Genomic DNA, 23,361 nt, shown 5'->3' with positions numbered 1-23,361 from the left:
TTTTTTAGTCATGTCAATTATATAATCTACAAAGATAATCATAATAAATGGCTGAAAGAAATATGTCATAAGATGAATCATCTGATAAGATTCATGTTGAATTTGCATTATAATATCTCTAGAAAAAAAGATAGCATAAATTGAGAAAAAAATTGTAAATATAATCATCAGAACAGTTTCAGCTATATGACTAGGATAGTGCGACTGATGAGGCAATTTATAGAGCTTATCTAGTGACCATAAAGGATCAATTTCCTGAGTTACTCTGTTTTTATAATCTAGAATGATGAGTGCGATAAAAGATATAACAGCGATACTCCCCATAATAATGAAGGGATGAGAGAGTAACCATGTTAATAGTGTTGAAGTATTTAACGTTGCAGTTACATGCTCAGTTGATTGGAAGGGCAGACAATTTAATTGTTGCAAATAGTAAAGTGTAGAGAAGAATAAATATATTCCTGAAACAATAAATACAGTTTTCTCAATAAAATTGACGATTTTAGGATTATATATATGTTGTAGAAATGGTCTATAGCCATAACTTAAGGCAACGCTTCGTGGATGACCATAACTGACGAGTAAATCCTCTAAATCATCATAGTGATGTGCCGATTTTTGAATTTGTTCTTTTAAATCTGTATAAACACGATGTCTTTTAGGACCTAAAAAATAAGAACAAACTGCTCCTAAATACCTTTCAAGTAAATCATTCACTCACATCACCCACCTTCTTTATTATAACAATCATAACACATATATGTGAATTCTTTTTGATTATGTCATAAAATTATAGTAAAATTATCAAAAAGTTATAAAATAATAATAAGGATAGGTGAATTGAAATGATAGTTAATCAGCAGGCGGTTTATAAAATATTAGAAGAGATTAAACCTGCAACACTTGTTGCAGCAACTAAATATATAGATGAAAAAGAAATTGAAGAGTTAGAAAAATGTGGATGTTTTTATTATGGTGAAAATAGGGTTCAAGCTTTTTTGGAAAAGTATGAAAAATATCATGGGAAAGGACATTGGCATTTCATTGGGACTTTACAGACAAATAAAGTGAAATATATTATTGATAAGGTTGATCTTATTCATTCTGTTAATAGTTATAGTTTAATAGATGAACTTGAAAAACAGGCAAGCAAAAGAGATATAAAAATTCATATCCTCTTACAAGTAAATATTGCAAATGAAAACAGTAAACATGGGTTTACTATTGAAGAGATGAATAATGTCATGGTGTATATACAAAAGTGTAGTGCACTTATTGTGGATGGATTGATGATGATGGCACCGCACATTGAAGCTGAACAAACAAGACCATATTTTCAGCAAACTCATGAACTTCTTCATAAATTAAAACGTGACTTTCCACATCACCCATTAAAAGAACTCTCAATGGGTATGTCAGAAGACTATCACATTGCCTTAGAAGAAGGTGCCACTTTTGTGAGAATTGGTCGAGCCTTATTTAAAGATGAACAGTCATGAAATGCAAAGGTTATGAATATATAATGTAATAAAGTCTATCCGACGAGATAGACTTTATTGCATTATATTATAAACCAAACTGGCAAATATTCTAGGTCCTTTTTCGAGAACCTTTTCATCAAAATCAAAAGAGTCATTATGAGGTGACGAAGTCATAGGAGTTAGGAACTTCATATAAGTTGCAACTCCACCATGAGATTGCACCCTTTCCATCATATAAGAATAATCATCACTCCCACCTAATGGGCTTAAGTCTCGCTTAGATAGTTTTAAATCAGGCATATATTCTTCACAAATAGAACGTATTTTATCCATCAATGATTTATCACATTTCAGTGCATATGCCTTTCCCATTTCTTCAATTTCAACAACTGTATCATGCATTAAAGCAGAACCTTTTATAATATCTCTGGCATAAATTTCCATATATCTATTTAATTCACTTGTAACACCACGAACCTCTATCTCAAGTTTGGCAGTTTCAGGAACGACGTTTCTGCTTGTTCCTGCATGAACTGTCCCCACATTGACACGAGTACAACCATCGCTATTACGTGGAATGGAATGAAGATTGAGGATACAGTTAGCAGCTGACAATAATGCATTTTTACCAAATTGTGGTGACTCTGCAGCGTGAGTAGATATACCATGATAAGTGACATCTAGTTTTGTAGTTGCAAAAGAATCATCCATGCCTAAATAAAGATCATATTTTCTATGTTCTTGAGGCATAATATGAGCAGCAAGAATATAATCAACATCATCTAAAAAACCACTTTCACAAATGCATTTAGCACCACGTACTCCTTCTTCAGCTGGTTGAAATATAATTTTAAGAGTGCCATGAAGTTTATCTTTCAATTCCATAAGTATGCGAGCTGTAGTTAAACCTATAGCAGTGTGTCCATCGTGTCCACATGCATGCATTGCACCGATGTGACAAGAAGAAAACCTTTGCTGAAAAGGATAATGATGTTGAGAGGTTTCTTCAATTAATCCTAAAGCATCTATATCAAATCTTAAGGCTATTGTAGGACCTTCTCCATTCTTAAGAACACCAGCTACAGCAGTCATTCCGTTTTTGACTTTCTCTAAATATTTAGGATTGGCATTTTCTTTTTGGGCACGGCGATAATTTAAGTGAAGAACTGTTTCTGGTGGAAGACCCATGCGGGCTTCTTTTTTCATAATCTCTTCACCAACAAGAACTTCGTATCCTAATTCTTCCAATTGGGTTGCAATAAGGCATGCAGTACGTGTTTCTAACCAACCACGTTCAGCGTATTTATGAAGATCACGTCGTATTTTGACTGTGTCATAGTAATAAGAATGCGAAAGTTCTTTGATTTTTTGATACATATATTTCACTTCCTTTTCTCTATTGTATCAATTTCAAATATGAACATCAATTCTAAAGAATGAAAATGAAAATTTTAAAGCGTTGACAAATTATGACAAGAGGTATAAAATGCTCATAGTGTGAGGTATTAAAAATGGAATTTCAGAATTATGCAAATGAGTTAATTGAATATTTAATTATAGGTGAACAGCGTGGGCGTTTGATTCAATATAATATATCTGAGATTGCTAAGGGGGAAATTGCTGTTTTGATGTATTTGTTAAAAGAAAAAGATGGCGCGAATGCATATGAAATTAGTCGTCGTTTTGATATCAATACATCACGTGTAGCAGCTATCCTTAATAGTTTATGTCGTAAAGAGTATGTTAAACGTATGTCTGATGCTGATGATAAAAGAAAAATACATGTCTATATAACACCAAAAGGGCAATCATTCTGCTTACAGAGATACAATGATGTTTTATCCCATGTCACAAGAATGTTATCAGAACTTGGTGAGAAAGATGCTAAGGAGTATGTGAGGATAATGAAGAAGATTACTGATATATTTAAGGAAATGGACTAGTTTTTAAGCATCATGATTGAAATTATCTTCACATTCAGTTAGTATTTGTGGAGTATTTTGCGGAAAAATAGCAGGTAATAGGAATGGTTTTAGGAGGACAATGATGAGTCAATATTATTTAGGAATCGATGTAGGTTCTACAACGGTGAAAGCATATTTAACAGATGAGGATGATAAGTGTCTTTATTCAAATTATGTGAGGCATAATTCGGATGTAAGAAATACTATTTTAACATTATTAGAGGACATATCAGAAAAGTATTCAGATATTGCTATTTATCCAGTCATTACAGGTTCAGGTGGTCTATCAATCTCTGAATCATTAAATATACAATTTGTACAAGAAGTGATAGCTTGTACAAAAACAATAGAAACATATATACCAGAAACAGATGTTGCCATTGAACTTGGTGGGGAAGACGCTAAGATTACATATTTTGAGGGTTCATTAGAACAACGAATGAATGGAACTTGTGCTGGTGGGACAGGTGCTTTTATTGATCAGATGGCAACATTACTTCAAACTGATGCATCAGGTTTAAATGATTATGCCAAGAACTATAACAGAATTTATCCAATTGCTTCACGATGTGGTGTTTTTGCTAAAACAGATATCCAACCTTTAATTAACGAAGGTGCTCAAAAAGAGGATATTGCAGCATCAATTTTTCAAGCTGTTGTCAATCAGACAATTAGTGGGTTGGCATGTGGAAAACCTATTAAAGGGAAGGTTGCTTTCTTAGGTGGACCGTTATACTTCTTAGATCAGTTACGTGCACGTTTTATAGATACATTAAATTTAAAAGATAATGAAGTTATTTTTCCTGATAATTCTCAATTGTTTGTAGCTATGGGAGCATGTTTAAATGCTAAAGAGGTTAAAACAAGTCTTCGTTTACAACAGTTGATTATGAGTTTGAAAGAGTTGAAGAATCAAGGAAATGAAGCAGTACATACTTTGGAACCATTATTCCATAATGAGGATGAATTAAGAGGCTTTAGAGAAAGACATCTTCAAGCAATGACAAAAAAGAAAAATATAAAAAAATATAAAGGTGATATATATTTAGGTATTGATGTTGGATCTACAACATCAAAGGTTATTCTTATAGATAATGAAGGTTCTATTTTATATTCTTTCTATAATTCAAATGAAGGTAATCCATTAGATTTAATTATTAGAATTATGAAAGAAGTTTATGAAATGATTCCAGAAGGATGTAAAATCAAAAAAGCTGGTGTTACTGGTTATGGAGAAGCTCTTATTAAAGCTGCACTTAAAGTAGATATTGGAGAGGTTGAAACAATTGCTCATTATACTGCTGCCAAACATTTTCAACCAGAAGTGGACTTTATTTTAGATATTGGTGGTCAGGATATGAAGGCCATTACTATTAGAGATGATGTTATTCAAGATATTACACTAAATGAAGCTTGTTCATCAGGTTGTGGCTCATTCTTGGAGACATTTGCTCATTCTTTAGGATATAAAATAGATGAATTTGCAGAATTAGCGTTATTATCAAATCATCCATTAGATTTGGGAAGTCGTTGTACTGTTTTTATGAATTCAAAAGTCAAACAGGCGCAAAAAGAAGGTGCTTCATTAGCTGATATATCAGCTGGTTTATCTTATTCGGTCATTAAAAATGCTCTTTATAAAGTTATTAAATTAAGAAATAAAGAACAGATTGGTAAAAATGTTGTTGTTCAGGGTGGGACATTCTATAATGAAGCAGTTTTACGTGCTTTTGAAAAAGAAGCAGATATAGAAGTTATTCGACCAGATATTGCTGGATTAATGGGTGCCTATGGAATGGCAACAATCGCAATGGATAAAGATGATGGTAAGGGTTCTACAATTTTATCACTCACTGAATTAGAAAAGCTAACATATACAAATGCTATGAAAAATTGTGGCAAATGTACAAATAATTGTATGTTAACAATTACAACATTTAATGATGGAAGAGAGTATATTAGTGGAAATAGATGCGAGCGTGGAGCAAATTTACCATTAGTATCTAAAAAGTTACCAAATCTTTTTGATTATAAATATCGACGAGTTTTTAATTATCGCTCACTTTCAGAGGAAGAGGCGTTAAGAGGAATGGTTGGAATTCCAAGAGCATTAAATATGTATGAAAATTATCCATTTTGGCATACATTATTAACTGAATTAAAGTTTAGAGTTATTTTATCAGCACGTTCTTCAAAAGCTATTTATGAAAAAGGAATAGAATCTATTCCAAGTGAAAGTGCATGTTATCCTGCCAAGATTACACATGGACATATTGAAAACCTGATTGAAAAGGGGCTTCACTTTATCTTCTATCCATCTGTTGCTTATGAGAGATTAGAAAATGAAGAAGCAGGAAATCATTATAATTGTCCAGTTGTTGCTTCTTATCCAGAAGTTATAAAAAATAATGTTGATAGTCTAGATCATAATGATATATGTTTTAAAAATCCTTTTGTATCATTAAATAATCCTAAAACTCTGTTTCATGTATTAAAAGAAGAATTAAAAGAATTCCATGTGAGTGATCAAGAACTACAAATTGCTATAGATAAAGCATATGTAGAATTAAATCGTTGTCAGGAAGATATTCGTCAAGAAGGATTAAAAGCAATGGAGTATATGCAGGAACATCATTTACAGGGAATTGTTTTGGCTGGTCGTCCTTATCATATTGATCCAGAGATTAATCATGGAATTGCAGATTTAATTACAAGTGAAGGGTTTGTTGTTCTAAGTGAAGATAGTGTATGTTATTTGGATCAGGAACATTTAAAATTAAGAGTTGTTGATCAATGGACATATCATTCACGTCTATACAAGGCAGCATCTTATGTTTCATCACGGAATGATTTACAGCTTATTCAATTAACTTCATTTGGTTGTGGTTTAGATGCTGTAACAGCTGATCAGGTAGCAGAAATCTTAAAAGCTAGAAATAAGATTTATACATTAATTAAAATTGATGAAGGTAGTAACTTAGGTGCCATTCGTATTCGTATTCGTTCTTTAAAAGCAACCCTTGAAAAGAAAGAAGAAATCATCAATTTAAATCAGAAATATGAACAAATAAAAGTTCCATTTACAAAAGAAATGAGAGAAGCTCGTTATACAATTCTTTGCCCACAAATGTCACCATTGCATTTCCAATTCGTTGAAACTGCTATGAATTCTGAAGGTTATAACTTTGTTGTCTTACCTTCAGTTGATAAAGATGCTGTTGAACAAGGATTAAAATACGTTAATAATGATGCTTGTTATCCAAGTATATTGGTAACTGGACAAATGATGAATGCTTTAAACAGTGGCAAATATGATTTAAATAAAGTTGCATTAATGATTTCTCAAACAGGTGGAGGGTGTCGAGCAACGAATTATATTGCTTTTATACGTAAGGCATTAAAAGATGCTGGTATGGAACACATTCCTGTTATTTCAGCAAACTTATCAGGTTTAGAAAGCAATCCAGGGTTTAAAATTACATATAAGGTTGCTAAAAAAGTTATCATTGGAGCTATGTATGGAGATTTATTTATGCGAGTTCTTTATCGAGTCAGACCATATGAGGCTATTCCTGGATCAGCAAATGAACTTTATGAATCATGGGTAGCAAAATGCCAAGAAAATGTTAAGAATGGAAATATGAAAGAATTTAAGAAGAATGTATATCAAATTGTTAAAGATTTTGATGAGTTACCATTGCTAGACATTAAAAAGCCACGCGTTGGATTAGTTGGTGAGATATTGGTTAAATTTCACCCTACTGCTAATAATCAAATTGTTGATATTATTGAAGCTGAAGGTGGTGAAGCTGTTATGCCGGATCTTATAGATTTTTTCCAATACTGTTTCTATAATACTTGGTATGAACATGAACATTTTGATGTTAAAAAGTCATCAGTCTTATTATGTAATTTTGCAATTTGGTTTGTAGATTATTTACGTAGGGATATGATAAAAGCATTAAAAGCATCAAAGCGTTTTGATGCACCACATCCTATTGATCAAATTGCTAAAAAGGCAACTGAAATTGTTTCAATGGGAAATATGACTGGTGAAGGGTGGTTCTTAACCGGTGAAATGATTGAATTAATTGAAGAAGGTGCTCCTAATATTGTTTGTATGCAGCCATTTGCCTGTTTACCAAACCATGTCACTGGTAAAGGAGTTATTAAAGCATTACGTAAGAGATATCCCGAAAGTAATATTGTGGCTGTTGATTATGATCCAGGTGCAAGTGAGGTCAATCAATTAAATAGAATTAAGTTGATGTTATCAACTGCATTTAAGAATATAAAGGATTAACTTTATATTCTTTTCATATGTATTCCCTTTTTAGATAACTTTGTGACAATAGTGGACTTCAATGTGATATTATGTTATTATAAAATTACAAAATAAAGGAGAAGGATATTATGAAGAAATTATTAAAAATGGGAATCTGTATAATGATGGCTGCTGTAGTATTAAGTGGCTGTGGTGGAGGAAATTCGAAAACTGAGACAGCAGTATATGAAGGTGAGATCAATGGAGTTAAGGTTTCAAATACAATTGATTATTCAGGTGATCGTGTTTTAAAACAGACATCAGTATCTGAAATGAACTTTAAGGATTTGGGAATTACAAAAGATTTAATGGAACAAACTGTAGCACAATATAAAAAATTATATGATATCAAAGGTGTGACTTATAAAGCTGATATAACTGATGATACAATTAGTGAAACAACTGTTATTGATTATGAGAATGCGGATTTTGATGCTTTAAAAACTGCTAAATTAATTACAAGTACTAAAGAAGATGGTAAAATTCTTTATGTGAGTTATGAACAAACAGTAAAGAATTTAGAAAGTTCTGGGCTAACTAAAAAATAAAATGAAATAACTATTTTTATCCCATACCTTTGATGTTATGGGATATTTATTGTTATATAAATAAGATATTAATGTTTTCATCATTTGTTAAAGATTATCATATTATGTGAAAATATGGTATAATATGTCATTGAGGAGGGATATTATGAAAAGATTTTTAAAAGTGTGTATATGTTTGTTAATGGTTGTAGGTGTTGTTGGTTGTGGAGGAAGTGATTCTACAGAAAAACAGGAAGCAGTTGTTAAACATTTTTTTGAGTATTTTAAGGAAGCAGACATGGATAAGCTTACGACTATCTGTACTAAGGATAATCAAGATTTAAAGGACATAACAAGTATGATTTCTGGGTTAGATGCTTATCGTGATCCTAAGAAATTTGGTCAGGTTTTCGTAGATGAGACAGATTCTTTTATGAAAGAGGTATTCTCTACATTGTTTGTTTCTTATGAAATTAAAAAGGCTGAAAAGAAAGATGATAATTATACTATAACAGTTGATGCAACAATGAAAGATTATAAAGGATTCAATTTCTCAACATCTGAAATGTCTACAATTGCTGAAAAATACCAAAAGGAGCATCTTTCAGAATTACAAGAACTTTATAAATCTAAAGGGCAACAAGCCATGATAGAAAAGATTTATGCAGATATTGCTCCGCAATTATATGCAAGTATGAAAGAACAAATTAAAACCATTAAAGAATCTAAAGAAAAAATGTTATTTACTGTTGTGGCAGATGGGGATAATTGGTTGATTTCAAAAATTCAAGTTTATCAATAAAATGAGTAGAAAACATAAGTTTATTGTACTTATGTTTTTTCTTTTTTCAATAATTTTCTTTCTATTGTTTAAACAGTTATACAGAAAGTATGATGATTAATAGAATCTAGTACAATGCATCACACAACTTAGTAAAGAGGTCAATAAAATTCTATGAATGACTTTGTCGATATAAAGGAAGCCTAAAGAGAGGTTGTTAACAAAAGTTTTATTGGAAATAATCATATTTATAGAGAAATAGTTACTTGTACATAGTAAACATCTTTGTACGTTTCATATTTTTGTTTTTAATAAATAAATTTCAAGAATTTGCAAAATAAACAAATTTGAGTTATGATAAATAATATATACAATAATAATGATCAAAAATTCACAAATGAGTCACATGAAAAGTGTATAATAAAATATGAAGGGAGTGATTTGATGATAGAATTTCAGAATGTATATAAATCATTTAAAGATAAGCACGTTTTAGAAAATATATCATTTACAGTCAATGATGGGGAATTTGTTTGTATTATTGGCCCAAGTGGCTGTGGAAAAACAACCGTATTAAAAATGATTAATAAACTCATTAAGGTTTCAAAAGGAAAAATCTTAGTAAATGATATAGATATTAGTCAAGAAAACGAAATAGATTTAAGAAGAAAAATAGGTTATGTTATTCAGCAAACTGGATTATTTCCACATATGACAGTGAAAGAAAATATTGAACTTATACCTAAATTAAAAAATAAAAAAGATCCTCATATTGTTCTTAAAGTCAAAGAGGTTTTAGATATGGTTGGACTAGATCCAGATGAATATTTAGATAAATATCCTATTCAAATGAGTGGAGGACAACAACAAAGGGTAGGTGTTGCAAGAGCCTTTGCAAGTGAACCAGATATTATATTAATGGATGAACCATTTAGTGCACTCGATCCTATTACAAGAAATCAGCTTCAAGATGAGCTTTTAGCATTGCAGAATAATCTTCAGAAAACAATTGTTTTTGTGACACATGATATGGCAGAGGCTATTAAGTTAGCGGATCGTATATGTATTATGAATGATGGTAAAATCCAGCAGTTTGACACACCTGAACAAATTCTAAAACATCCAGCCAATGATTTTGTTTTAAATTTTGTTGGAAAGAAACGTATTTGGGATTCTCCTGAACTTATTAAAGCAAAAGATATTATGATTGATGAACCAATTGTTTGCCCATATACTTTAAAATGTATCAAGGCTTTAAATATTATGTTTAATTATCGTGTTGATAGTTTAATGGTTGTTGATAAAAAACATACATTTATGGGAATGGTTTATGCGGATCAAGTAGCAGATGAATCAAATAAAGGAAAAAGAGTAGATGAGATTATGCAAACGGATTGTGTAACTGCTCAGTCTGATGATTCAATAGTTGATATTTTAAATATTGCGAGACAAAAAAATAAATATACGATTCCAGTTGTAGATGATGGGCATTTGGTTGGTTTAATTACAAAGAGTACATTAGTTACAACTCTATCAAAGAAGTATGATGAAAGTGAGGGAGAATAATGACTGGATTTATTAATTATTTTATCCAAAACATTTCAACTATCTTAGGGTTGTTTGTAGAGCATGTCCAATTAACAGTGCTAGCTATTATCATATCAATAGTTGTAGGGATACCCTTAGGTATACCATTACTTATTTTAAACCATCTAAAAAGCCAGTTATGGCTATAGCAAATTTAATTCAGGCAATTCCATCAATGGCATTATTAGGGTTTATGATTCCATTATTAGGGATAGGAACAAAACCGGCAATTGTTATGGTGATTTTATATTCATTATTGCCAATTATAAAAAATACTGTTGCTGGTCTTGATAGTATTAACGAAGAAACATTAGAAGCTGCCAAAGGAATTGGATTAACAAGATTACAGGTTTTATATAAAGTTCAGATTCCATTAGCAGCTCCGGTTATTATGGCTGGAGTTAGAATTAGTGCTGTGAGTTCTGTTGGACTTATGACACTTGCTGCATTTATTGGTGCAGGTGGCTTAGGATATCTTGTTTATGCTGGTATTCGAACAACAAATACAGATCAAATTTTAGCTGGTGCTATTCCTGCCTGCATATTAGCGTTATTAATAGATTATATTTTCTCTATTTTAGAACGATTAGTGACACCTAAGAGTTTCCAATTAGCTAAACCAAGGTCAGTTTTTAAAGGAATTGTTGATAAGACTATCATTGTGTTAACATGTCTTGGATTAGCAGGAAGTTTTGTTTATACAAATATGGGAAATAGTAATAGTAGTAAAAAAATAAAAATAGGAAGTATGGATTTTTCTGAACAAGAAACATTAAACTATATGTTAAAATATTTAATTGAAGGTAATAGTGATGTTGAAGTTGAACAAGCACTCTCGTTAGGCTCTAGTTCGATAGTTCTAGATGCTATTAAGGGTGGCGATATTGATATGTATATAGACTATACAGGAACAATCTATGGTAGTATCTTAGGACTTGAGCCTAATAGTGATGTTGATGAAGTTTATAAGACTGTTAAAGAAGAATTTCAATCACAATTTCATTTAACAGTATTAGATGCACTTGGCTTCAATAACACGTATACTCTTGCCATAGATAAAGACTTGGCGAAAAAGTATAATATTGAAACTATAAGTGATTTATGTAAAGTTTCTAAGCAACTGACTTTCTCACCAACGTTAACTTTCATGGAAAGAAAGGATTGCTGGTTAGGATTGCAAAAATCATATCCAATTCAATTTAAGAATATTATACCTATTGATGGTTCTCCTAGATATACTGCTCTTACAAGCCATGAGTGTGATGTTATTGATGCGTATTCAACAGATGGATTATTAAAGAAATTTGATTTAAAGGTTTTAAAAGATGATCGCTCATTCTTTTTACCATATCATGCAATCCCAATTATCAATGAAAGAATTGAAAAAGAATTTCCAGAAATTATTCCTATTGTCAATCAATTACAAAAATATCTAAATGAAGATGTTATGGTTGACTTAAATTATCGTGTTGATGAATTAAAAGAAAAACCAAAAGATGTTGCTAAAGAATTCTTAGTTCAACATCAACTGATTAAAGAGTAGAAATCATAATCTACTCTTTTTCTTGATAATTATCATGAGATTATATAAAATGATTCAAAAGGAGTATGAGAATTGTGAAAAAGAAATTACCACTTATTATATTTATAATCTTTTGTGTTGTCTTAAGTCTTAGTTATGGAATTGGAAGTTATTTTGTAAATTATGCATTAGCACCTCATATCACAAATGAAGAAGTTCAAGAGAAAATAAATGAGAGTGAGCTTAATCAAGAAGAATTGATGATTTATAAAAATAGTCTCAAAGAAACACAAAAAGGGTTAGAATTTCAAAAGAAGACAAAACCAATGAATGTGTCAAGTTTTGATCATATTCTTTTACAATCACAATACTATCAAAATAAAGATGTTCACAATTGGGTTATTGTTATTCATGGTTATCAATCTCAGAATACTGAAATGATGTCATATGGTGCTAGATATGCTGAGGCTGGTTGGAATGTCCTTTTGCCAGATAATCGTGCGCATGGTAAGAGTCAGGGAGATTATATTGGTATGGGATGGTTAGATAAAGAGGATATTGCTTCATGGGTACGATGGATAGTCAAACGTGATTCGCAGGCACAAATTGTTTTACATGGTGTTTCTATGGGTGGTGCTACAGCAATGATGTGTTCAGGGGATCAGTTAGAACATGTCATTGGATATATTGAGGATTGTGGTTATACAAGTGTGTGGGATATTTTTGCAAGTGAATTAAAGAATCAATTCTCATTGCCAACTTTTCCAATTTTAGATATTTCTAATATTGTAGCTGAAATGAAAGCTGGATATAATTTTAAGGATGCATCTAGTATAGAGCAGGTTAAGAAGTCGAAACAACCAATATTATTTATTCATGGTGGTCAAGATGATTTTGTTCCAACAGAAATGGTTTATAAATGCTATGACGCTGCAACTTGTGAAAAGGATTTATTTGTTGTTGATAAGGCAGGTCATGCTGAGGCTCGAAATTATAATCCCAAGAATTATTGGAATAAGGTATTTTCTTTTATAAATGAAAAAATGCTGACAAACTAGTCAGCATTTTTGATAAACAAATCTTCAAATTCCTGAATTGGCATGGGCTTGTAGTAATAATATCCTTGAATATAATTACAATGATGCTTTACTAAGAAATCTTTTTGTTCTTGTGTCTCAACACCTTCCGCTACAACAACAATATTTAATTTATGACATAATTCAATAACTTCTTCTATAATAATATGACTTCTTAAATAAGTTGATGATGTTGTTTTAAAGAATTCCTGATCGATTTTTACAACATCAATAGGGAAATCCTTTAACATGTTTAATGATGAATAACCACTTCCAAAATCATCTAAAGCAACTCTGATTTCATGTTTACGTAGTTTATTTAAGATATCAATTAATTCACTTTTGTGATTTAAAGCAGTTGTTTCAGTAATTTCGACTTCAATTTGACTTGGGTGGATATCATGCCTAAGAACCAGTTGAATAAACTGATCAATAAATCCCTCATTAAATAAATATGTTCTTGAAACATTTACTGAAATACCAATATCTTTATGATAATTATGACGCCAATGCTCTAAAGTTCGTAGTATCTGTTGAAAAACATATACATCTAATGACTCTAGCATTCCATTTTTTTCAAAGATTGGAATAAACACTCCTGGAGAAATTAAACCATGCTCAGCATTCTGCCATCTGACAAGTGCTTCACCAGTTAATACATTACCTGTTTTGATATCAACTTTTGGTTGAATATATACTTTAAAATCTTGATTTTCTAAAGCATTAAGAAAATCTTTTTCTATTTGTTGATCATGTAAATCTTTTTGGAAAACATCTTCTTGATAAAGAATGACATCATCTTGTGATAATTGCTTAAAATCATTTTTAATATATTGAGTTTTTTGAAAAGCAACTTTTATATCAATATCTTTATCAATAATTTCATAAACCCCAAAATGAAAATAAAATTGTGAAGTCGCCTGGAGCTTATTAAATTCATAACGAATCTGATCTGCTAAATTAAATAATCTCTCTCTTAATTTATCAGGATTATTCTTTTTGAATAGAATAGCAAAGTGATCATCTTTCTGACGACAGCATAGTTCATCCATATGACATTTATTATCTATACATTTCATAATTGTCATTAATAAATTGTTTGCAATATCTTCACCATAGATTTCATTAAACCATTTAAATCCTTTAATATCACAATTGATAAGGACATATTGATCTAAATGTGAATTATTTTTACAAAGTTCAATAAACTTATTAAAGTTATAATGCTGAGTTAGTGAATCTTCAAATGCTAATTTTGTAAGCTGAAGTTTATTTTTCTTTTGGATAAAGTAAGTATAACTTAATAGAAAAGCACTTCCTAAACCAATGAGTAACCATGTAATAAAAGCTGTTATAATTAAATTTTGTATTCTATCAGTGACAACTTCTTGAGGGAAAACTGAAGCTACTAACCAGTCGTTATTTTTAATATTGGCATATGTAAAGTAATTATGAGAATTGTTATGATCAGTAAAACTTATAATTCCAGAACCTTGTTTATCAATACTTTCAATCTTAATATCTTTTTGTTGGGACAAATCTTGAATAGTTTTTATATTCTTAACATCTTCTGCTTGTGTAGATAAAAGAATAATGTCTCCTGATTCATTAAATATAAATGAATATCCAGTATTGTTAAAAGAGGCATTGTCTAGTGTCTTCGATAATTTAACGGTATCATAAGTTGCAAAAAACACACCATTTATCTGATCATCTTTATTATATAAAGGAACGGAATAAACAATAATCTGTTCACCATCTACAAAATCTTTCATACTATTTGATTTAACTTTTTCACCATGAAGTGATTTTTGGAAATAGTCTCGATCTTTGATGTTAAAAACTTGTTGATCAGATGTTCTCACATTACCAGCAAGATCAGCAATGCCAAAACGCTTAATGTTACTTTCAATAGCAAGTTCATTGAGATAATCTAGTAATTTTTTTTCAACTGTATTATTGGTATGAATCATTAAAGCAATTGTATCTAGCTGAGTAATATTTTCATTCATTCTGTTATTGATTGATGATGCAGTTTGGATAGCTATTTCCTTGAGGAACTCGTTAGTTTCATCATATAGATTACGTGATAAATTGTTTGTATAAAGAGTTGCTAAAAAACTAAATATAACAAGTGAAATAATTGTTATAATAATAGACTTCTTCATTAATGGATTTCGCACAATATCACCAGCCTTTTCCTCTATTATATAAAATTATATTTATAAAAGCACGAACAAATATACAAAAAAAGAAAACTCTTTCAAACTGAAAGAGTTATTGGATATAAGCAAGGATAAGTTTTAAGGTGTTTTCAACAGCTTGAATATGTGTTCTTTCCATACCATGTGAAGCACCTACACCAGGTCCAATGAGAGCACCTTTGATATTATTTCCACCACGCAATGCCGCTGAGACATCACTGCTATAGAATGGATAAATATCAACTGCATATTGTAATTGATGTTTTTTGGCGAGCTCAATGAGTCTTGTTGTCATATCATAATCATATGGACCACTTCCATCTTTTGCACAGATACTAACATCATATTCACTACAAGCAAGATCTAAACCAATACATCCCATATCAACAGCAATCAGTTCACTAATATATTCTGGAACATAACTGCTTCTATGACCAACTTCTTCAAAGGTTGAAATCATTAACACGAGATTATGTAGCGGTTTTATTTTTTCTTGAGATAATGTTTTTAACATACCAAATAAGATTGCAACACTCATTTTATCATCTAAGAAACGTGACTTGATAAAACCAGAATCAGTGATTGTTGTTTTTGTATCAATTGCAATATAATCTCCATTTTGAATACCTAATTTTTCAACATCCTCTTTTGATTTGACAATTTCATCAATGCGTATATGCATTGTATCACAAGATCTTTCTAAAGATTTTGCATCTTTAAAAACATGAACAGCAGGCGAATTAGAAAGAATAGTGCCTGTGTAAATCTGTTGTTCTCTTGTTATAATCTTGCAATATTCACCATCTAATGTTGGAACAAGGGGTCCACCTACATTTGTAAAAGCCAAAGTTCCATCATTTCGAATGCTTCTAACCATTAAACCTAATGTATCTACATGAGCACAAAATCCAACTGTATAATCATCTTTCCCATCAACAAAAATTTCTAAATTACCTTTATTTGTTCTCTTTGTTTGAAAACCTAATTGATGAGCCTCTTTTTCACAATAAGTTATAACATTTTTAGTATAGCCAGAAGGGCTATCAATTGCCATAATATCCTCTAATATTTGTAATATATAATTATTCATTGTCTTATTCCTCCATACTATGCATATAATCATATCATATTTATTGCATTAAAAAAGAAGAAAAATGAATTTCTTCTAAATTGAATGTGCAGCACTTAAGATATGATCTAATGTAATCTCACGAAGTTTCGCTTTATATTGTTCTTCTGCTTTATTCAAGTGATCCACAATAACTGCTTCCGTTTCTTTTACCTTTAAAGAGGGATCAAAAACCTTTTCTACAAGATGAGTTGTTTCAACAAACTTCTCTTTCCCTTCAATAGCTTCAAAAATATCAAAGAAAGAAATATCTTCTAATCTCTTCTTTAATACAAATCCACCTAATTTACTTGCTTTTGAAGTAATTAGTCCTGCAACAACAAGTTGTCTTGTCACTTTTTTCAAATAAGAGTCAGATACATCTAATTTATCACTTAACTCATGACTTTTGATAGGAGATTCACTTGCTCCAATTAATAGTAGTATACATATTGCCTGCTCAAAACTTTGCCTTATCTTCATACTCTCTCCACCTTCTTCTTTATTTTAACAAAAAAAACATATTTTGTATCTAAAAGAGTTGACTTTTCATATCAATTTACTATAATACTCTATAGACATTATATATCCATAGATATTGAATGTCTATAGAAAAAAGAAAGAAGGATTTTTATGGTGAAACAAGAATGGAAAAATATTTTCCATAATACTTGGATCAAAGTTGTTATGGTAGCTATTATTGCTATACCAAGTCTTTATGCCTGTATTTTCCTAGGTTCTATGTGGGATCCTTATGGGAATTCAGGGGCGATTCCTGTAGCAGTCGTTAATGAAGATAAAGAAGTTATTTACAATGATGCAAGTCTCGCTGTTGGAGAAGAACTTGTTAAGAATCTCAAGGACAATGACTCTATGGAATTTCATTTTGTGAATGCGTCTGATGCATTGAAAGGATTAGAAGATAGTCAATATTATATGATTATCACAATTCCAAATGATTTTTCTAAAAATGCCACAACACTTTTAGATAAGCAACCACAAAAAATGGTCTTGAATTATACAACAAATCCAGGAACCAACTATATTGCTTCAAAAATGGATGATTCAGCAATTGCAAAGATTAAAGCAGAAGTTTCTTCATCGGTCACAAAAACATATGCAGAATCGATTTTTAAACAAATTTCAGTTTTATCTAATGGATTGGGAGAAGCAAGTGATGGGACAAATCAATTAACTGATGGTGTTGATCAATTGCGTGATGGAAATAAAACAATTTCTGATAACCTAAAAGTTTTAGCATCAAGTTCATTAACGTTTCAAGATGGTGCATCAACTCTTACAAAAGGCTTGAAAGATTATACTGATGGTATTATCACTGTAAATAATGGTGTCTATACATTGAAAAATGGTTTAGACACATTAAATGATTCAACTGGTGTATTAGCAACAGGAGTCAATCGTTTGAATCAAGGTGCAAAGGAATTACAGACAGGTGTGAATCAATATACAGCAGGAGCCCAACAGGCTTATGAAGGTACACAACAATTGATTCGAAATAACCAAGTATTACAAAAAGGAACAGAATCACTTGGTCAGGCAACTCAAACATTATCTGCTGGAGTGAATGATTTAGAAAGTAAAGTATCAGCTGCACAGACGAGTTTGTCAAGCTACCTTGAACTCTATAATACACTTAAGAGTAGCAATCTTGCTTTAGCAAATAGTTTGAAAGATTCTGGTTTAGATGCAGCAACTGTAAGTTCAATAACTGGTGGGAAAGTCACAACTGAACTGCCATCTTTTGAGAAGATGTTACTCCAAATGAATGATAGTGTAAGTGAACTGAACACCGCTGTGAAGACTCAACTGAAACCAGGAACTCAAGAACTCAATGCAAAAGTTAATGGTGGCAGTTATACAACTCTTAATTCACAACATCAACCTGTTCAAGTGACTGTTGATCAAAAACAAAGTCTTGTTTATGGTGTTAAAAGTTATTTAGCAGGAGCATCACAAATAAATAATGGATTAAAGGATTTAACAGCAAACAACCAATTTTTGACCAAAGGTAGCCAAGAATTGGCTGAAGGAACAGAGTTACTTGTTAAGCAAACACCAACATTAATGAGTGGTGTCAAAGCATTAGACTCTGGTGCTTCAGATTTATATAAAGGGACATCAGCTTTAGTTTCTAATAACTCTACAATATTAAATGGGTCAAAAGCTTTGTCAACTGGTGCTAATCAAATCAGTAGTGGTGCTAATCAATTAGCTGATGGGTCTCATACACTAGGGACAGGTTTAAATACTGTTAAAACGGGTGTATCAACTTTAAACACAAGTTTAAAGGATGGTGCTGATAAAAGCAAGATGACAACAACAGATTCAACATTTGATATGATGGCTTCACCTGTTGATACAACTCATAATGAGATATCGACTGTTGAAAATAACGGACATGCTATGGCACCTTATATGATGAGTGTAGCTCTTTATGTTGCTGGATTAGCATTTACACTTATGTATCCAGTCTTAGAAGGTGCAAAAGAAGCTGAATCAGGATGGAAATATTGGTTATCAAAAGCAACTGTCATGTTTACTATCTCGACAATTGCAGCTATAGTTATGATCAGTTGTTTAAGAATCTTCAATGGATTTGAACCACAACAACTAATGCAGACTTATTTATTTGCAATCCTTGTATCTGCAGCCTTTATGGCATTAATTGTTTTATTAAATGTAACTACAGGATATATAGGAGAATTTTTATTACTTGTCTTTATGATTATTAACTTGGGTGGTTCAGCAGGAACATATCCATTAGAAACATCTGCTGGATTCTTTAAGGCTATTCATAATTTTGTTCCTTACACATATAGTGTCAATGGGTTCAGAAAAGTGATTAGTATGGCTAATGCTTCTCTTACAACAGAAGTTATAGTCTTTGTTGGAATTTTAATTGGATGCTCAGTTTTAACAATTTTGTATTATCATTTTAAGAAAAATAGAGAAAAGCATCTTATTCCTCAAGCATTTGAAAAACATGAATAGTAAATAATCCGGATCATAAGGTCCGGATTATTTTAGTATATCATATAATTCTCTTAAATCTCTGATGGAATAAGTTGGAATGATATCTGTTGTATGATTCGTATGGGCTGTATGAATCCAACAGGTATCTATGCCAGCATTAATGCCTCCTAATATGTCACTTGATAATGAATCTCCTATGATTAATGTCTTTTTAAGCTGAAAATCAGATATTCTTGCAAAACAATAATCAAAATATTCTTTCATTGGTTTTTGATAACCAATATCCTCTGATACAAATATATTGATAAAATATTTATCTATATGACTTTTATATAAACGATTGTATTGAGTTTTTGAAACACCATTCGTTACAATATAAAGATCATAGTACTTAGATAAATGTTCTAATACATCTCTTGTATGAGGAAGTAAAAATGCTCCTTTGCCAAGTTCATTTTGATAATCATCTTCAAATGCAATTCCATCAAGTTGAATATCTAATTTTTGAAAAAGTTTAACAAAACGTGTATAAAGAACAGTTTTTTTGTCAATAATACCATTTTCAAACTGTTTCCATAATTCAGCATTTATTTTTTCATATAATTCTTTAATATCTTCATTGAAAAAAAGATGATATTTTTGAAAAGTCTTTATTAATGCTTGACGCTCTGATTCATTAAAGTCCAATAATGTTCCATCAGCATCAAACAACAATGTAGTGTATTTAGACATATAACTCCTCCATTCTTCTCTTATTATATATGATTTTATATATGTTTAAAACTGGTTCTTTTTTTACTATATAAATCATATAGTAGGTTGGTGATAAAAATGGAAATAAAACCTACTTCAACAACAACACGTATTTTAACAACAGTTATTAATGAAAAACCAATGACTTTTGCTTATGTTATAGGAGAAGACATATCAGGAACAGTATGTTTTTATCCTTATCAAGGTGGAACTATTATGATATATGAAATTAATGGTTTACCAAAAAGTTCAAAAGATACTGGCGGTATTTATGCATTTCATATTCATGAAGGAAATACATGTATAAATGATACAAAGGTTCCTTATGAGAAAACGAAAGGACATTTCAATCCAAATCAAACACAACATCCTTATCATCTTGGTGATTTACCACCTTTATTTGCAACAAAAGGAATGGCATGGGGAATGATTTATATAGATAAATTTAAGCCACAGGATATTGTGAATAGAACACTTGTTATTCATGAGCATCCTGATGATTTTCATACGCAGCCTTCTGGAAATTCTGGCGGTAAAATTGCTTGTGGTGAAATCAAATTTTTTTCAAAATAAGAGTATAATCTCCAAATATTTGTACATGATATAAGTATATGGAGGTAAGAAAAAAATGAAAAAATTAATGATGGTAATGATGTGTGTTACATTATTAGCTGGTTGTGGGAATGACGATAAGAAAAACAACAATGATAACAATACTGCTAATAACAACAATGTAACTGATACAAATGACAACAAAACAAATACTAATGATAATTGGTTTGATCGTTTTGAATCTGATTTAAAAGGAAAGAATGTCAACTATTCAAATAAAACTTCTTTAGATGCGACAACAATTGGTGGTGCTGAAGGTTATCGTTATGCGACTGAAAATGGTAATATTGATGTTTATCGTTTTGAAGATGGTGATGAATTGAATAGAATTATGAAAGAAAAGAAAATTCGTATGAATGATAAAGATTCAAATGTAGAAGTGAATGATCATTATGTTATTGTTTCTGATGGTTTATCAGATGATATCATGAATGTTTTTAGAGGTTTAAAATAAGAAAGCGAGGGCTTTCTTTTTTTTGACTTTCTCGTTATAATAAGTTTGGTGATGATATGAAAACAATAAAAGAAGTTGTTATTGTTGAAGGAAAAACAGATACAGCAACAATTCAAAAATTATTTGATGTTCAAACAATTGAAACACATGGTTTAGCTATTGATGATGCAGTTCTTGATTTAATTGAGCAAGCGCAAAAATCTAGAGGTGTTATAGTCCTTACAGATCCTGACTATCCAGGCATGCAAATTAGAAACAAGATTATGCAAAGAGTACCAGAAGCTAAACATGCTTTTGTAAATAAAAAAGATGCAATTGGTGACAAGAAGTTAGGAATTGCTGAAGCACGAGAAGAAGCAATAATTAGTGCTCTAGAAAATCTTGTGACTTTTTCTAATGATCAAGAAACCATTTCTTGGAAAGAATTTATATCATTAGATATCATTGGTGATAAGGCAAGACGTTTACAGATTTATGACTTATTTCATCTGGGCTATGGAAATGCCAAAACATTGTTTAAAAGACTTAATCTTGCACGTATCACAAAACAAGATATTTTGAATAAACTGGGTGAGTCAAAATGAATTATGTTCAATTGGGTAAAGAAATATCTTATGTTTTAAGACATCATCCTGAAAAATATAATCTTGATATTGATAATGAAGGATGGGTTGATGTAGGTGATTTGTTAAATGCTCTTGAGAGTCGATTTGGATTATTAAAAGAAGAGGATATTGTAGCACTTATGCAACAGTCTGAGAAAGAAAGATATGAACTGAAAAATCATAGAATAAGAGCTTATTATGGACATTCTTTTTCAAAGAAAATTATGAAACAAAGGAACATCCCTCCAAAAGTATTGTATCATGGTACAGCAAGAAGATTTGTATCCTCTATTTTGACAACTGGTCTTCAACCCATGAGTAGACAGTATGTCCATTTATCACAGGATGTAGAAACGGCGAAACAAGTTGGAATGCGTCATGATACTCAACCTGTTATTCTTATGATTAACGCCCAATCTGCTTTTCAAGATGGTGTCGCATTTTATTTAGGTAATGAAAAAGTATGGTTATCAGAAACCATACCCCCACAATATATTGAAGAAAGAAAGCAGTAGAAATCAATATTCTGATACCTACTGCTTTTTATTATGCATTTTTAATTAAATATACATTTTTAACATTAGAAATATTTGCAATACTAGAATTTTTGCTCAGTACCTTCCATGTCACTAATGAAATCATAAAATCAACAGAACTATGAATGATTGTACCTAAACCAACAAGTCCAAAGACCATATAACAGAATGTTTGCATATCCATACCAGTACCCCAATAGAATGGAACGACAACAATCATTTCACCAATTGCATGTAATAAGGCAATACCTAAGTTAAAGAGAATTGATTTTGCAGGTGATTGAAAAGTTTCTGGATGTTTTTGTACATACAAAGATCCTACAAGAGCCCAAACAACATGTGTTAAAGCGCGAAGAACAACTACAAATGGGAAACCTGCGATTAAGAACCCTAGCGTTGTTCCTAAAGCTACTGCAGCAGCGACAGAAGGTGAAATAAACAAAGCAAGCATAACTGCAACGTGTGATGCTAATGTAAATGACATTGGACCAACAATTACCTTAGGCATAAATAATGGAATGACTGTTCCAACAGCAATTAAAATAGCTGAAAGTGTTAGTGTGTATATTTTTTTATGTGTATTCATAAAACCTCTCCCTTATATTTATTTACATGTGTCATGACACATGTTATGACTTATTATATTCATAAATATCTTGATGTCAATAAATAATTAAAAAATATATCTTTATTAAATAATAGTATAAAATGAGTTTATCTCTTTGATATTCTGTCAAAGAAAATGACTATAGTTTTTATTTGCTTATTGCATATATCCGTCATACGAAGTATAATGTACTTATAAAAGTTGAAAAAAGTGTAAATAAAAAAAG

The 23,361-nt window shown here is 30.9% G+C and carries 20 protein-coding genes; 13 read left to right on the top strand and 7 right to left on the bottom strand.

Translation table 11 applies throughout. The annotated features are described in order from the left end of the window. Window positions 1–717, bottom strand: a 717-nt coding sequence (locus AC5M21_RS13725; protein WP_493531511.1) for a hypothetical protein, incomplete at its 3' end; no start/stop codon positions are given. A 128-nt stretch (window positions 718–845) separates the two neighbouring features. On the opposite strand from AC5M21_RS13725, the gene AC5M21_RS13720 reads away from it, so the two are divergent. Beyond that, on the top strand, window positions 846–1,499 hold the full coding sequence (locus AC5M21_RS13720; RefSeq protein WP_008788968.1) for a YggS family pyridoxal phosphate-dependent enzyme: 654 nt from the start codon (window positions 846–848) through the stop codon (window positions 1,497–1,499). Window positions 1,500–1,553: 54 nt separating this feature from the next. Here AC5M21_RS13720 and AC5M21_RS13715 read toward each other — a convergent pair whose 3' ends face one another. Next, a complete protein-coding gene (locus tag AC5M21_RS13715; RefSeq protein ID WP_017144005.1) occupies window positions 1,554–2,858 on the bottom strand; it encodes an amidohydrolase in 1,305 nt (434 codons plus the stop codon). Window positions 2,859–2,992: 134 nt separating this feature from the next. Between AC5M21_RS13715 and AC5M21_RS13710 the strand changes: the two genes are divergently transcribed. The 7 genes from AC5M21_RS13710 to AC5M21_RS13680 all read left to right on the top strand — a co-directional run bounded on the left by AC5M21_RS13710 (window position 2,993) and on the right by AC5M21_RS13680 (window position 13,244). Next, the gene (locus AC5M21_RS13710; protein ID WP_008788966.1) at window positions 2,993–3,424 is read left to right on the top strand and encodes a MarR family winged helix-turn-helix transcriptional regulator; all 432 of its coding nucleotides are present in this window, start codon (window positions 2,993–2,995) and stop codon (window positions 3,422–3,424) included. Between the two features lie 100 nt (window positions 3,425–3,524). Continuing rightward, window positions 3,525–7,748, top strand: a complete 4,224-nt coding sequence (locus tag AC5M21_RS13705) for a 2-hydroxyacyl-CoA dehydratase (RefSeq protein WP_008788965.1) — start codon at window positions 3,525–3,527, stop codon at window positions 7,746–7,748. A 110-nt stretch (window positions 7,749–7,858) separates the two neighbouring features. Then, entirely contained in the window at window positions 7,859–8,317 is a 459-nt protein-coding gene (locus AC5M21_RS13700; RefSeq protein WP_008788964.1) for a DUF1307 domain-containing protein, read from the top strand. Window positions 8,318–8,462: 145 nt separating this feature from the next. Next, window positions 8,463–9,098 carry a hypothetical protein gene (locus AC5M21_RS13695; RefSeq protein ID WP_017144003.1) on the top strand — a complete coding sequence of 212 codons (636 nt, stop codon included), beginning with the start codon at window positions 8,463–8,465 and terminating at the stop codon, window positions 9,096–9,098. Between the two features lie 423 nt (window positions 9,099–9,521). Further along, window positions 9,522–10,643, top strand: coding sequence for an ABC transporter ATP-binding protein (locus tag AC5M21_RS13690; protein WP_117598999.1), 1,122 nt, complete (start codon window positions 9,522–9,524; stop codon window positions 10,641–10,643). 160 nt (window positions 10,644–10,803) lie between these two features. Then, a complete protein-coding gene (locus AC5M21_RS13685; RefSeq protein WP_236916408.1) occupies window positions 10,804–12,207 on the top strand; it encodes an ABC transporter permease/substrate-binding protein in 1,404 nt (467 codons plus the stop codon). 65 nt (window positions 12,208–12,272) lie between these two features. After that, complete coding sequence (locus tag AC5M21_RS13680; protein ID WP_117599000.1) at window positions 12,273–13,244, top strand: alpha/beta hydrolase; 972 nt, start codon at window positions 12,273–12,275, stop codon at window positions 13,242–13,244. On the opposite strand, the gene AC5M21_RS13675 is transcribed toward AC5M21_RS13680, so the two are convergent. From AC5M21_RS13675 to AC5M21_RS13665, 3 genes are all read right to left on the bottom strand, one after another. Next, window positions 13,241–15,445: a bifunctional diguanylate cyclase/phosphodiesterase gene (locus tag AC5M21_RS13675; protein ID WP_117599001.1), complete on the bottom strand. Its 2,205-nt coding sequence runs from the start codon at window positions 15,443–15,445 to the stop codon at window positions 13,241–13,243. The two genes, AC5M21_RS13680 and AC5M21_RS13675, sit on opposite strands and share 4 nt — an antisense overlap. A 94-nt stretch (window positions 15,446–15,539) precedes the next feature. Further along, entirely contained in the window at window positions 15,540–16,556 is a 1,017-nt protein-coding gene (locus AC5M21_RS13670) for a M42 family metallopeptidase (protein ID WP_493531510.1), read from the bottom strand. A 75-nt stretch (window positions 16,557–16,631) separates the two neighbouring features. Next, complete coding sequence (locus tag AC5M21_RS13665; protein ID WP_008788955.1) at window positions 16,632–17,057, bottom strand: Rrf2 family transcriptional regulator; 426 nt, start codon at window positions 17,055–17,057, stop codon at window positions 16,632–16,634. Between the two features lie 150 nt (window positions 17,058–17,207). Here AC5M21_RS13665 and AC5M21_RS13660 point away from each other — a divergent pair, with 150 nt between their 5' ends. Then, window positions 17,208–19,586: a YhgE/Pip domain-containing protein gene (locus AC5M21_RS13660; RefSeq protein WP_117599002.1), complete on the top strand. Its 2,379-nt coding sequence runs from the start codon at window positions 17,208–17,210 to the stop codon at window positions 19,584–19,586. 27 nt (window positions 19,587–19,613) lie between these two features. Here the strand turns inward: AC5M21_RS13660 and AC5M21_RS13655 are convergent, their stop codons facing one another. Further along, window positions 19,614–20,300 carry a YjjG family noncanonical pyrimidine nucleotidase gene (locus AC5M21_RS13655; RefSeq protein WP_008788953.1) on the bottom strand — a complete coding sequence of 229 codons (687 nt, stop codon included), beginning with the start codon at window positions 20,298–20,300 and terminating at the stop codon, window positions 19,614–19,616. Window positions 20,301–20,399: 99 nt separating this feature from the next. Between AC5M21_RS13655 and AC5M21_RS13650 the strand changes: the two genes are divergently transcribed. The 4 genes from AC5M21_RS13650 to AC5M21_RS13635 are packed head-to-tail and all read left to right on the top strand — an operon-like array spanning window position 20,400 to window position 22,507. Then, window positions 20,400–20,894, top strand: coding sequence for a superoxide dismutase family protein (locus AC5M21_RS13650; RefSeq protein WP_008788952.1), 495 nt, complete (start codon window positions 20,400–20,402; stop codon window positions 20,892–20,894). A gap of 55 nt (window positions 20,895–20,949) precedes the next feature. Further along, window positions 20,950–21,387: a hypothetical protein gene (locus AC5M21_RS13645; RefSeq protein WP_008788951.1), complete on the top strand. Its 438-nt coding sequence runs from the start codon at window positions 20,950–20,952 to the stop codon at window positions 21,385–21,387. 56 nt (window positions 21,388–21,443) lie between these two features. Beyond that, window positions 21,444–21,971: a ribonuclease M5 gene (rnmV, locus tag AC5M21_RS13640; protein ID WP_008788950.1), complete on the top strand. Its 528-nt coding sequence runs from the start codon at window positions 21,444–21,446 to the stop codon at window positions 21,969–21,971. Continuing rightward, window positions 21,968–22,507, top strand: a complete 540-nt coding sequence (locus tag AC5M21_RS13635) for an RNA 2'-phosphotransferase (protein ID WP_008788949.1) — start codon at window positions 21,968–21,970, stop codon at window positions 22,505–22,507. The genes rnmV and AC5M21_RS13635 overlap by 4 nt, the downstream gene beginning before the upstream one ends. Window positions 22,508–22,538: 31 nt before the next feature. Here AC5M21_RS13635 and AC5M21_RS13630 read toward each other — a convergent pair whose 3' ends face one another. Next, window positions 22,539–23,114, bottom strand: coding sequence for a hypothetical protein (locus AC5M21_RS13630; protein ID WP_008788948.1), 576 nt, complete (start codon window positions 23,112–23,114; stop codon window positions 22,539–22,541). Window positions 23,115–23,361 lie beyond the last annotated feature (247 nt).

This window comes from Coprobacillus sp. (genome assembly GCF_984815275.1).
Note: the sequence above shows the minus strand (reverse complement) of the source record. Positions and strands in the feature narration are given on the sequence as shown.